The organism is Candidatus Aegiribacteria sp., assembly GCA_021108435.1.
Classification (GTDB): Bacteria; Fermentibacterota; Fermentibacteria; order Fermentibacterales; family JCC-6; genus Aegiribacteria.
This window is the reverse complement of sequence record JAIOQY010000097.1, coordinates 1-13561: the sequence shown is the minus strand read 5'-3', so window position 1 is coordinate 13561 and position 13561 is coordinate 1. Positions and strand designations below refer to the sequence as shown.

The window sequence follows — 13561 nt, the reverse complement described above, 5'->3', positions numbered from 1 at the left end:
GTAATAGTAAAGCAGTATTGCCAGTCAGGTGTATTATTTTCTGGGAAGCTTATGTCCATCATTCTATCGATATTCTGGCATGAAAAAGGTTATGACCCGTTTCAATATTACCAGCCACTTAGTGCCACCCACCAATAAAATGACAAAAGTTAATGCCTCCTTCTAGGGGGCTTTTATTCTGCAGTGAAGCTCACTGTTCGCAGGAATGAGAACCCATGGGTAAATATCCCTGAGCTAGCATAACAAGTCGAAGATAACCCCTACGAGCCGACCATAAAGATATAGAAGGGCGCTGATCAGGCGCTCTTTATCTGATAATTCCTACATTCCCATCATTTCGCCGAGTTTCCACTCTCCGTTCTCAAGAATGAGTTCGACCTCTTCGCTTTCCCCTTCAAGAACAATGGGAACTACGGCTTCTTCACCCTCGATCACAGGCTCTCCGATCTCTATGGTGCTGAAGTCAGGCAATTCAGCCTGCATGAGTTCACTCTGGAGCATCCATGTGATCATGTCACCGGCATCCATATTCTCGACCTCTTCGGCAGTGACATCGATGCCCATCATTACCAGGAAAGAGGCACTTTCCTCCGGGTTGGCCTTCAATTCTTCGACCTGACCATTGAGAGCCTCAATGCCCTCAGAGGAAAGGTAGCCGACAAGCGCTTCTCCATCACCGCTCACCACGGCGTCTATTGCTTGTCTCACCACGGCGTCAGGAGTGGAAGCACCGCCACAGGCGATCGCAAACACGAAGGCTGCCGCGAATATAAAAGTAGACTTCTTCATCTGTTCAATCCCTCCCGGTTTGTGTTCGGGTTAATCTATAACCCACTATGATTCTCTTCTTGCTTACAGATTCACAGTTCTGACTATGGAATACTGGACTCCACATCATCGTCAGAAACATCATTGAAAATTATCATGTGGCCCAAATGCTCATTGTCAGCACTCATTTTACATCATACTCCGCCTGTTTCGACGGGTCAACATTGATTCAGACGTGTATACTGTAGAATAATTTGCTTTGAAGCGTAGATTTTTACGGGAGACATGCACGGCATCCCACATTTTTTATCATTGGCAAAGAACCAGTCTATAGGAAAGCACTACTGAACCGGATATGGAATACGCCATTGTACGTTTGAATAATCGTGTAATACCATGTAACCAGGATGCAGTAGTACTCCAACTCTCAGACAGGTGGCCAGCCAGTTTTGATTGTGAAGCCTTTGACGCCTCTATGACGTTGAAGGCCTTCGCTATCCAGGGTCTGAATAACCCTCTTCCATAGAGTACTCCAAGCGCTTCGCTGACAATAATCTGAAGCAAACATGATTTTAGATTACCACGGCTTGTGAATCGCGTTCAGAAAGCTATTTGTTGGCGTTTCTTTGATATCCAAGTATATTTCATTAGTGATAACTCTCTATAATGATGTTTTACAGGGCATTTGCCCTAATTACACTTCTTGAGATTATCCAGCAATTCAGATCGATCATCCCAATTAATTAAATTGAAGATGTCGATTGTCGCAATAATTGCGACCCTTCTTTTCCACGCGTCCGGCGGGCAGAGATTTGTAAAACCCCGGACCAGGAAAAACATGCGAAAACAAGTACACTCTCGCGAGATAGGCTCGCGAAAAGACCATTCCATAACGCCACAGAAGTTCCCACTTCCAAAAGGCGTCTTTGGCATATTGATTCCAGAGATTCAACGGGCTTTAGCTTCGGAAGGCTATACTACTCCCACACCCATTCAGGAGCAGTGCATTCCGCACTTGCTGAAAGGACGGGATCTGTTGGGTACTGCCCAGACAGGCACCGGGAAAACTGCCGCCTTTGCTCTACCACTTCTACAGCGGCTGAACAACAACTACCGCCGGCCCCAACAAAGAACTCCCCGTGCCCTCATTCTCACACCAACGCGTGAACTCGCGGCACAGATAGGAGAGAGCATCCATACTTATGGTCGCTTCTTAAAACTCCGACATGCTGTGATCTACGGTGGAGTGAAACAGTTTCACCAAGTTAAAGCCATGAATAACGGAATCGATATTCTCGTTGCTACGCCCGGCCGACTGCTTGATCTGATACAACAGGGATTCATCCACCTGAATGAGGTGGAAGTTTTTATTCTGGATGAAGGAGATCGGATGCTTGACATGGGTTTCATTCCCGACATCAAGAGGGTGTTGTCTCATGTTCCGGATGATCGTCAGACCCTGCTATTTTCAGCCACTATGGCTCCAAAAATTGTGGAGTTGGCCAGAACCATGGTTCGCAATCCCGTACGGATTACCATCACACCAGATCAACCGGTAGTGGAGAACATCACTCAGAAGGTGCTCTTCGTCGGGAAAAAGAACAAGGATGCCCTCCTGTTATCTCTTCTGAGCGACCCATCAATATATAAGGCTCTCATTTTCACTCAGATGAAGCATACCGCAAACAAAGTGGTTTCAAAGTTATCTGCAACTGGTGTTAAAAGTACTGCCATTCACGGCAACAAAAGCCAGGCTGGACGCATCAAGGCGTTGGATGGCTTCAAGCGGGGCCGTTTCCGAGTGCTTGTCGCTACAGACGTGGCAGCACGAGGATTGGATGTGGACGACATCACCCATGTAATCAATTACGATCTTCCCATGGAATCTGAAACATACATACACAGAATCGGACGCACTGCACGAGCGGGAGCGAGCGGTGACGCTATTTCGTTCTGCAGCACCGAGGATCGAGCCTACCTGCGGGAAATAGAACACTTGCTGGGCAAACCATTACCCACCGAGATGAAGCACGCCTATCATTGCCACGAAGCATTCCATTCCAACCTGCCGGCTCCGAAGAATTTCGGTCGCGGTAATGGAAACAGAACGAAAAGGAGCAAGGGTGCTCATTCTCGAAGTAGTGGATACAACCGTGGCAGGCGTTAATGAAAACTGCTTGAGGTTAAATATCACCGTTGCTAACACATCGTCTTGATCGCGGTTAGGCCTTCTGATGGTGGTCTTCAACCGGATAACTGGACCACCCGCATTAACACATAATTTGTATGATCAGAGTCTGGGAGATAAATACATCTATGAAGCGTTATTCCAAAGAACAGAATACTTTTATTTTAGGCAGGCTGAGAGCGGGATTCTGATCGCAAGTTTACAATAACACGGTCTACTTCTTTAGCAGACAATCCAGTATCGGGCATTCTTCTCAATGCCTTCCGGGGATCACGTTGTAGTTCCAACTACATCAGGCATTGCTACCAGGTCATTATAAGTTCTTGAGAAGATTCAGCAGCTAAAGTCATTTCAAAGAAACAGGTAAGCTAGCGGTTTCATTCGAGAATGGTAATACTTCACACTCCTTAAACTTACACGATGACTTTTTAGTTCAAAATGCCAGATTCAATGTACCACAACTATGGGAAATATCTGAATTAACATTTGTTCTGGCTCGGGAGTCAACTGCAACAAAACACTTTCATTTGACACAATATCAATAGCAGGATATACTTTTTGTATGGAGGCTGATGGAATATGACAACTGTTACGGAAATAATAGAAGCTGTTTGCGCTCTCGCAGAGAAAGACTTCAATAAGTTCTCTTCGTGGTTTGACAAATACGAGGAAGAACGCTGGGATATCCAGATTAAAAATGATCAGAAATCAGGACCTTTGCATAAACTGATTGAGAATGCTCGAGTTGATTACAAGTCGGATAAATGCACGAACCTTTAAATCATTTCACCAATCCTTCCTTTTGGAACCTATACAATCAACTACCTGAACATATCCGTAACACAGCCGATAAGAATTTTACCATACTGAAATCGAATCCAAACCATCCTTCTCTTCACCTGAAAAAGATTGACAATCTCTGATCTGTTCGCGTAAGCATTCATTACCGTGCCCTCGGAATTGATATACCGTCTTCGAGAAAGGGGATTATTTGGTTCTGGATCGGATCGCACGACGAATATGATCGCCTCATCAAACAGAACTAAATCATTCCTGAAACTCAGCATATTTATTCGACCGAGCATTCATACATATGATGACATTAGTGCCACCCACTAATAAAATGACATAAGTGAATATCTCCGTGGAGGGAGCTTTAGTTTTTACTGTTCGCAGTGATGAGAATCTTCCTGATCTATTCTTACAGAGACGTAATACTTGCTTATTTTGGTTCTTGAGGAATGTAGCTCCTGAAGAGAATCACAGTATCATGCAGGTTACATGAACAGTAGAGAACATCCTGCGGATAGCCATCGATCGGTCAGATCAGGAAAATGCAATCTGATATCAAAATCGAACTCCACGGTATGAAAATCCACTCCGATACAAGTACCGATATATGGAGCAATTGTTGTGTTGTTGGCTTCTCTGTGATACCCTCCCCATCCGGTTCCATCGATTTCGATCCATCTTTCATGGTAGGCGTATATATCTGAACCTGCCAGTAATACAATATCACCCAGGTTTTTCTGAAACCCCAACGTTACTATTGCCAGAGATCCTTTGCAGAATTCTATTCCGGTGCTGTCAGCATATTCATCAGAATATTCGAAGTAAGGATCATACTCACCAAACAGTCCGGATACTTCAACGGGAAGTGGCGGAATCAAACGTATTCTGACAACAGCTCCGGCCAAAATAACAGGACCATCGGAGGAAAAACTCCCATTAAAATCCTCTGAAGTCTGGATTACAATCGGTGATTTGCTGAGGGGAAATACAATTCTGCCGACAGGACCGAGTTCAACAGGTATTCCCGCTGTTACGAAGAATGAAATCTGAAATAGAACAAAAATAATGGATGTTTTCATTCCTTCACCACCCGGGACCCAGACGAATACCCATGCCTATTGATAGCCATAAGCTTGAGAAGCGCGGAGCTTGAAGCTCAACTTTGAATACAGTTTGACTGCCGATATCTGTAACCAGCTCTATGTAACCACCAAAGTCGGTCCGCCGGACCGACAGTTCGGGGGGTCAATCTGCAGCCCATTCCCCCACAAGATCCCGATCAGTGCGGAAGGACCAGATTCCAAGACCTCCATTAATATCCACAAGAGCCAGTTCTCCGTTCAACCCGAATTTAATGAAGTGTAGCTCAGTATTGTAATTACCGAATACATCACCCCATACACCCGTCTCTTTAATCAACTCTCCTCCTCTGGCAAAAACATATCCGTAACTCGTACATAGCAGAGTATTCCCGGAAATGCGGAGGAAAAGAGAAGGTTGTATGTATATACTAGGGTTGTAGTGCAGATTATCATCTGCGGATAAAGGAGCTGCTACTCCGGAATCAAAACCGAAGGATAAAGTACCAGCCAAACCGACAGAAGAAAAAATCAGTAAATGAAGAAGTATCTTCATTATAACTCCATTTAACACGTTCCAGCGCCGTCTTTACAATAGTTATTCCTTGTAAAACTATAGTGAGAATAACTTTGCCATGTCAAAGGCCTGATTTCTAAACACTAATATGCATATCTATGTTAATTGGTTATTGTTGATATTCACTCTTAGCATATTCATCTGGAGCCTGTTCTGAGTTGGAGGGTCATGATAACTAATCATTTCATAACCGTGATAGTACTCCTTGACCCCTTCGGAAGAAGAAAGAAATATGTTCATCAACGTTGACGGTGACGATTTCTACACCGTTGCACACGATGATGGAACAATCTATAAATACCGAATGATTCAATGAGCATGAATTGATCTGTGTATTCTATTTATCCACAGACAGTCACATCTGTCGCTTGCTAACAAGAGGATAAATCGGTTCTTACTCTCAACCAGATGACCCTCAAGCTATCTCAGGTTAATACACCTCATTGTTTCTGAAACTTCTCCTGCCTGAAGCCTCAGTATATACAATCCTAACGGCAAGTCGCTCATTACATGCGCTGCTGAATGCTCTCCTGGTGGCAGACTGGAGTTGATCAGCTTATGAATCAATCTGCCTGTGATGTCGTACAGGCAGAGCTGGACATCCATGCAATCTAAAAGGTTGAATGATACGTTGATCGTGCCTGCAAAGGGATTCGGCCAGCAATCGAGTCCCAGATCGGTGGATGCTCCGCTCTCGGAAAAAAGCCCTGTTGAACCTTCTGTAGGATCCACCAGCTCTATGTCATCCAGCCCGATCCGACCTCTCTCTGATCCGAAGTCCGAACCGAATTCAAACCTTACCGCTTCGATGTGTACAAGATCAATTCCGGATCCATTGGTCAGAAAATCTGCGAGTCTCAATCTTATTGTACAGAACTCGTTCGCCCAGCCAGCTCCGGAGCCGTATCCAGTTCGTTGATATGGGCATGTGACACCACCGTAATTGTCTGTACTGATTGTTGAAGAGGCACCGTACTGATCTCTCAGCGTTATCGCAAAGGACAGACCGTCATCAAGTGAAATAGTGTTAGGGTGCCGGGTTCCCTGACAAGCACGGAATGAGAGGTCGCGGTATTCCGTGAAATCACTCAGAGCGGGCACAATTGACTGCTCGTAATAGGTCGTTTCACCGAATGTCCAATCTAAAACTACACAATGCGGTGAGTCGTCGAATCGTGATCTGGTCATTCCATTTGATTGCTGGGTTCCGGTCCAGTCGAATGAGTCGTCAAAGTCCTGCATGAGAACTTCTGCAATATTCGAGACCGTATACGTCACAGCACCACCTGAACTGCTCAGTCCCAGTTGAGGGTTTGATTCGTAATTGTCTATTACAGCTTTGCCGGCGCCTTCCTCAGCATCACGATATTCATTCGAAATCACGACGGTGTCCGGGATTCCTATAGGGTGGATATCGTCATACATACGCTGAAGGTAATCCATTCCCGCAGGATTATCTTTCGTATAGTACTCCACAAGTGGCAGCAGGTAGCCCCGCATGAGCGTATTCGTGACAGCCCTGCCGATCTGGTCAGGACCATCCGCCCAACCGGGATAGGTGGATGTGCAGAAATCCCAGTGTCCCGCACCATGAACGTACGTTAGTTGTCGATTGCCTGTGGATCGCTCGAATATTGCCATTGACTGAACGTAGAAATCCTCCGGAGCACTCGAGCAATCCCCGTCTGCCCCTCCAAGGAACATGTGAAAGTCAACATCGTATGGATCCACCATGTCTGCTGACCAGAAACTGACAGGGGGCAGGCAGCAGATCAGAGAGTAGTCTTCCTCATCGAAATGCCAGGGGAAATAGTCACCATTACATATTCCTGTATAGGCTCGAACTACACCTTCTCCGCCTGTGCTGTGACCGATGGATACTATGTTATGCTGATCAAGATGACCATTCAATACTCCTCCAGCAATGGTATCCTGATATCCGATCACAAAATCTATGTTGTCTATCGTGGAGATCGCAGCAGACATGGTTGCATCGGGGTCGCCGCCGCCTGTGTCATTCGTGTGTACAACCACGATATAACCGTAGGACGCAAGGTGATTACCGATGTGATCGTACTCATCATAGAAGAGACACCATCCATGACTCACCACTACGAGCGGAAGCTGCCCCATTCCTGCGATGTCCGACGGATAAAAGAGTCGCTGTGTAAGAAAACCTCCCCCTGAATATTCAGTTATGGTTACATTCAGTGGACCAGTATCGCATGCATCGTGCAAGGAGTAGAACCCAGCTTCCTGATCACTGAATCCATCTATCAGATCGCCGGCGTTCAGGAGACCGTTTTGATCCAGGTCGAGCACTGCGTCGTACCCGACGCCCAGCCCGTATTCTTCCTGACTTACAAGGACAAAGGGACCGGCTACGAGAAAGGTGTTCTCCTGAATTGTAGAATCCTGGCAAGTAACGGTCTGAAATCCTCCGGGGCGTACATCGACGAGAGTTGGACTGGTCAACCACTCACCAAGAAGCTTCGACTGGACTATGTAGATATCAAGGTCCTCACCAATCACCGAGGGATATTGCGAAGGGTCCACTGCAACATAGATGTCATTATCTTCGTTTATAGATCTGGTGATCTGGAAATACGGGTAGTCAGCAAGTTGTTTTCCCACCAGTTCCACCGGTATGAAATCCCACGCGGAAACACCAACACAGAAAAGCAGGAGCACGACAGTAAGAAAAACAATTTTGTGAAGTGACATGATCGCTACCTTTCCCTTTAGATCATATGATTTCATAATAGCACTATGTCCTGAACTGACAATAGTACAGGCAGTCCGAATCAGGCATGTTAAAATCCCCATTCAATGTTTGTCAGACGACCGTCCGGTCACCGGGACCCTGCTCTGCTGGAAGCGTCAGATATCAATCGCCTCCGACAATTACTCCCCGGGCACACAATCCATTCCGTGCAGCTACACAGAAGTAAATTCCGGGCGAGAGATCCTCGAACCGGACATGATGTATACCAGCGGAGAAATTCTCTTCCGGAATCTCCTCAATCAGCCTTCCGGACAAGTCCAGAAGCCTCAGTGTCATGATGATGTCCATGCGTAGATCAAGTCTGAATTCCAGAGCACATAATGATGGATTGCTTACTGGGGTCAGCGTACATCCCGCGAAGCTGGCGGGATCGGATGGCGTGATACCGCCCATGTTGACGCAGTATCTGTGGATCATTTCAATTTCCGGATCGCTGAAGTAGAATCGGCACCCGTCCCAGGAAGCTACTCCTACAGCGCTTTCGTACTCTCCGTATTCGAGGGGCATAAATGAGGTAGGGCCGTAGTATATCCTCACTGGAGAAATAGAATCCTCGCAGGCCACAGCGATCTGGTCATATTCGATCGGTCCGGAAATGTCATGTACTTCAGGACAGTCCTCAATGGCAAGGAATACTTCCAAAGGATATGAGCCTATCGGAGTCTGAACAACATAAATCGTTGTACTGGAGCCATCCATTATGTACATGTCATCATCCCATAAACCGCGTGCAAGCCCTGTAATACTCTGAGGGCCACTGTCCGAGAGATCGTAAACCGCCAGCTCATTGCCCTGCACGTCTATCTTGTGGACTATTCCGGTTCCACTCTCAGCGAACCAGAGAGTATCTCCGTACGATGTCAGGCCCACAGGGGAATTAGGGGTTTCTGGAATTGATATGGTGTCCAGCACGGTGCCATTGTATTGATTCATCCTGTACAAAATTCCAGACAGTGAATCCAGAGCAAAGAGATCGCCGTTGAATGTCAAACCGCTTATGTAAGGGGACGGTGAGGGAAAGCTGAACTCTATGTATTGCCCGAACGAAGGTATGGTTGAAACAAGCAACACAACCAGAATATAAACCTTCATGCTATACATCCTTTCGGAACGCAATGTAAACTACCTAATTATGACAATATCTGGAGATGCTAAATCATGTCAAGTAACCAATTGGAAATTAACTCCATCCGTTAACGAAATGTATTAAGAACAACGTACTCAGGCTGCAGTATCAGCCAGATCATCCTAAGACTCCGTTACCTGATTATCTCTGATCTGTTTTGCAGAGAAACATGTAACCGTACTGCTTGGTCCAAGCCAATTAGAGATCACCGCTCAGGACCTGGAAGATCCTGCTGATCGTTCAGGGCTTGTGAATCCTCTAACGGACAAACCGATTGTATTTGAATCACAAGTGCGTGTAGACCAGGTTCGGGTAAGTCCCAAAGCTGGATTGCTATTTGACATTCCTCGACTGACATCTTTATCACAATTGCGGAATTGAAGGGGTATTCTGATAAAGCAGTTTGTCATCACCTAGCTCATTTTATATAGGTTTAGTATACTATTGGTGGAACTAAGATCTTTTTCAGAAGCCTTTTTCAAATGATAGGAGGCAGCAATGTACAGTACTCTACTCAGTCTGTTGATTCTAGCCTTAACAGGTTTATTCGGTGAAGCAGCAGCTTTCGATCCCGGTTCCTACGACAATTGGAACTTTGATATCCTCGATACTGGTATTGAACCTACCGATCCTTCAATCCGGATCGATTCTCAGGGTTATCCTCACATCGCATATCTTCGCCAGGATCGTTCTACGCGCTCCACGAGAATTACATATGCATATTACAGCGGTTCGAGCTGGGAATTCAGAACAGTGTTGGAGAATTATTCGATTAAGTACTGTTTTCTCGCCCTGGATGGTAATGATGATCCATGCATTGTTTTCCAGTCAGGTTCTCGCCCATACACTATCAGTTATGCAACACCGGTTCCCGGTGGGGGCTGGTCTATTGTCGAAATCGCGTCATCGGCAAATAACGGCTATCTGAAAGCCCTGGATTCGGAATCCAACGGTAATTCGCACGTGATTTACTACGATGCTTGCTCGGGTTCCAGTGAGAAAGACCTGCACCACCTCTTTTTCAACGGCTCAGCATGGGTGAACGAGATTGTATGGTGGTTTGGCGACGGGGCAGGCTGCTTCGGAGTTTCACAGGCGCTAACCTCACAGAATGAACCTTGCCTTGCTCATTACAACGCTTGGTGGGGTTTCATCGATTCCAAAAATTCGTGGGTCAGGCCATGCTATACGGTTCGTTCCGGTGGCAGCTGGTCGTATGAGTACCTGGGTGACTACTGGGGCGATCAGACGGATATCGCACTTACTACGGGGGATTTGCCTCGGATCGTGTTTCAGGATGGTTCCGAACTTTGCTTCGCATCCTCAAACGGTTCAACATGGCAGATAACGAATGTAGATCCCGCACATGAGGCAAGTGAATACTGTGCCATAGCCTCTGACGGATCCGATACGCCTCCAATAGCATATCATGATTCAGTTAATGACGACCTCAGGTATGCCTGGAGCAGTGGATCATCCTGGAATACCACGCTCCTTGATTCGGATGGTGAGGTGGGAATAGCTCCGGATATTGCTGTTGATGGTAACGGTAACCCCTTCATCATCTATAATGATGTTACAAATCATCAGCTCAAGCTTGCGTGGTTTGGCGATCCCACCGGTGTAAACAGTCACGAGTCCGGAGGGGTTCAGAATCTGTCAATCCATGGTGTTACACCTAACCCAGCAAGAAATTTCCTGAGTATTACCGTATCTCTTTCGATTCAGACTGAAGTTAGTGTATCAATATTTGATCTAAGCGGGAGACTCGTGAGGAGAGCACCCATAGCTATCTGCGAGGAAGGTGTCTCAGAACTTTCATTAGATATCACCGGTCTGGAACGCGGAGTGTATTTCGTTCAGGCCAGTGACGGACAGTTGAGTAAAGCAGTCGAGGTTACTGTTCTTCCATAGGACAGTTTACTGTAAACAGTGATTGTAATAGCATTAGATTTATTGTGAGCTCTAATTTGTAGGATGTCTGGATCATAGACATAGAGTGAACCAGTTGTTTGGATACAAGAATATCAGTGAGGAGGGCAGGCTCATTGAAATTGATTATTCAGCGCAAGGTGCCACTGATGCAAATCAGGATGTATACCTGTTCCGAACTGCTATACCGGAATAGAAAATAGTTTGATCTACTCGATCACCACAAAGCGTTGAATTGCAGAGAAGCTCCCCGATTCCATTCTTACGAAATAGACTCCCGATTGAAGACCACCGACTGTTGTTTCATGGATACCGGAATCATAAGGTCCGGAAACCGGAGTATAAATTAAGCGACCGGAGATATCGAATATATTCAGTTCAACGTACTCAGTTTCAGGGAGCGAGAAATGCATCTGAACAGGGGAGGATGATGGATTTGGTGTTATCCTTATCAGCGAGTAATCGTAGACAACCTCCTCTTCCTGTTCCTCTGAGATCACATCAATACTCCCGAAATAGGGATCGAAATTGTGAGCCCAGACAGTCAGACTGATTTCACCCTGGGTTTCTGGATTGACCCATAGAGACAATCGTCCAATTATGTCAGTATAGCCGACTTCGTAGACTTCTCCAGTCTGCCATGAGCCCTTCTGGAGACATACTCTTGCGCCCTCGACGGGCATTCCCCCCGACGATGAGACATCGACAGAAATCAAGCAGGGTCCCTCAATGCTGGAAGGGTGTTCCACTACCAGCGGGACACTCGGTACCGTCCACATCGGCAGCTCGGGGTCTCCGAACAGGTTGTTGCCCTGCACAATGCAACCTGATATTTCACTCGATGGAGGGCACAGATAATCCAGCGCCAGACCATGAGCAATACCTAGTTCGTGAAATCCATCAACGAGGCAGGCAGAATAGAATCTATAACAGATGGGGTAACTGAATGAAGCGAATACAGGTCGTGCGTTCATGCAGGCAAACCCTCCGCCATCCGGGGAGTTCAGCCAGGCATCCGCGCAGCAGGTCAGGGTGTCAAAGCCTCCTATGCTGCAGGCGATCGAATTCCAGATTGCAACATTTCCCGTGTTTGAGATGTTCTGCAGCTCCATGATGTCGTCCACAGTGAATAGATCTCCGTATGCAGTGTACATGCAATCAAAACCACCATGGTTGGCATGAAAAACCTGATGGGGACCATTATTAATCATGGCGATAGTGATCTCTGTGGAATTGTTCCCCCACGATTCGTAGCACTTCTCTTCCCACCATGTGTCAGGTACAAATGTGGAGATCGACTCTGCGTACACGCTCCCGGGGTTGCTGCCTGGTTGCAGAAAGCCTGTTGTATAACCGAATCGCATTTCCTCGGGCCATCCGCCGAAGTAATCAAGCAAAGGAACCTCCTGAACGTGTTCATAGATCAAAACCTTGTCCACAAAGAGCAGCGCTTCCTCCAGGCTGTTCACGGATGCCCTGCCGACCCAGAGATCGGGATGCCACTCCACATCATCTTCCCATTCGCCCCAGCGTCCGTTGCCATTGCTGTCCCACATGTCGAAACCAGGTTCAGTGTCGTTGTTGTCAGCATAGTACAGATCCGAGGGAAGTGGGACGAAACTTGGAATATTATCAGGATAGGTGAACCTTGCTTCGAAAACATCGTTATCACCTGCGAGAAGCACGAAGTCGACCCCCTCTTCTCTGCAGTCTGTCAAAAAGGCACGTACGCTCTGCTGGAGGTCAAGGCATGGGTAATTGCTCTGAACCCAATCCGTCGTGAAGACCCCGGCAGGGATGCCCTTGGCTGTTTTCCAGTCTGCCAGCTCCTGCATCGGAAACAGGTATTCGGGAGTCGTGATCACCACGTACTGCCCGTATTCCAATTGCCTTGGTTCAACTATAACCGCGCCCGAGTAGCCTATATCTACCGGGTTGACTACCATTGAGTACAGAATATCGCGGGCTCTGTCTTCGCTCCACTGTGTTCTTTTGCGAATAGTTGGCTGGTTGTAATCTAATCCGTATTCGACAACGACCTCCGCTGCGCGTAGAACTCGCAGTTGTCCTGTAGCCGGGTTCCACTGAACTGGTCTTATCCAGATGCTTGCCAGAGGCATCCCCCAGAGTACTCCTGATTGCCACAGATCGAGCATGTTCCCGGGATAGAACGAATTCGATGTATAAATATGCTCGTCCGGTCTGGCGGAAGCTGTTTCAGAGCCAATAGAACATATTACCGGAATGACCGGGGCAACCGTGTATGTACCGGGGAGGGTATCATATATGCAGTTACGAACAGTTACTTGTTCAG

At 46.8% G+C, this 13561-nt stretch carries 10 protein-coding genes; 3 read left to right on the top strand and 7 right to left on the bottom strand.

What is annotated here, in order from left to right; translation table 11 throughout:
* Positions 1–321 precede the first annotated feature (321 nt).
* Together K8R76_05960 and K8R76_05955 are read right to left on the bottom strand one after the other, a co-directional pair.
* Entirely contained in the window at positions 322–789 is a 468-nt protein-coding gene (locus K8R76_05960) for a hypothetical protein (protein ID MCD4847716.1), read from the bottom strand.
* Positions 790–1077: 288 nt separating this feature from the next.
* Entirely contained in the window at positions 1078–1332 is a 255-nt protein-coding gene (locus K8R76_05955; GenBank protein MCD4847715.1) for a hypothetical protein, read from the bottom strand.
* 274 nt (positions 1333–1606) lie between these two features.
* Here K8R76_05955 and K8R76_05950 point away from each other — a divergent pair, with 274 nt between their 5' ends.
* Together K8R76_05950 and K8R76_05945 are read left to right on the top strand one after the other, a co-directional pair.
* Positions 1607–2935 (top strand): DEAD/DEAH box helicase, encoded by a 1329-nt coding sequence (locus K8R76_05950; protein MCD4847714.1) that lies wholly within the window; start codon positions 1607–1609, stop codon positions 2933–2935.
* Positions 2936–3535: 600 nt separating this feature from the next.
* On the top strand, positions 3536–3736 hold the full coding sequence (locus tag K8R76_05945; protein MCD4847713.1) for a hypothetical protein: 201 nt from the start codon (positions 3536–3538) through the stop codon (positions 3734–3736).
* A 497-nt stretch (positions 3737–4233) separates the two neighbouring features.
* Here the strand turns inward: K8R76_05945 and K8R76_05940 are convergent, their stop codons facing one another.
* The 4 genes from K8R76_05940 to K8R76_05925 all read right to left on the bottom strand — a co-directional run bounded on the left by K8R76_05940 (position 4234) and on the right by K8R76_05925 (position 9281).
* Positions 4234–4827, bottom strand: coding sequence for a hypothetical protein (locus K8R76_05940; protein MCD4847712.1), 594 nt, complete (start codon positions 4825–4827; stop codon positions 4234–4236).
* A 166-nt stretch (positions 4828–4993) separates the two neighbouring features.
* Positions 4994–5383, bottom strand: a complete 390-nt coding sequence (locus K8R76_05935) for a hypothetical protein (GenBank protein MCD4847711.1) — start codon at positions 5381–5383, stop codon at positions 4994–4996.
* A gap of 441 nt (positions 5384–5824) precedes the next feature.
* Entirely contained in the window at positions 5825–8128 is a 2304-nt protein-coding gene (locus K8R76_05930) for a hypothetical protein (protein MCD4847710.1), read from the bottom strand.
* A 163-nt stretch (positions 8129–8291) separates the two neighbouring features.
* Entirely contained in the window at positions 8292–9281 is a 990-nt protein-coding gene (locus K8R76_05925; GenBank protein MCD4847709.1) for a hypothetical protein, read from the bottom strand.
* Between the two features lie 532 nt (positions 9282–9813).
* Between K8R76_05925 and K8R76_05920 the strand changes: the two genes are divergently transcribed.
* Positions 9814–11229: a T9SS type A sorting domain-containing protein gene (locus K8R76_05920; protein ID MCD4847708.1), complete on the top strand. Its 1416-nt coding sequence runs from the start codon at positions 9814–9816 to the stop codon at positions 11227–11229.
* Between the two features lie 227 nt (positions 11230–11456).
* Here K8R76_05920 and K8R76_05915 read toward each other — a convergent pair.
* Positions 11457–13561, bottom strand: a 2105-nt coding sequence (locus tag K8R76_05915) for a T9SS type A sorting domain-containing protein (GenBank protein MCD4847707.1), incomplete at its 5' end; no start/stop codon positions are given.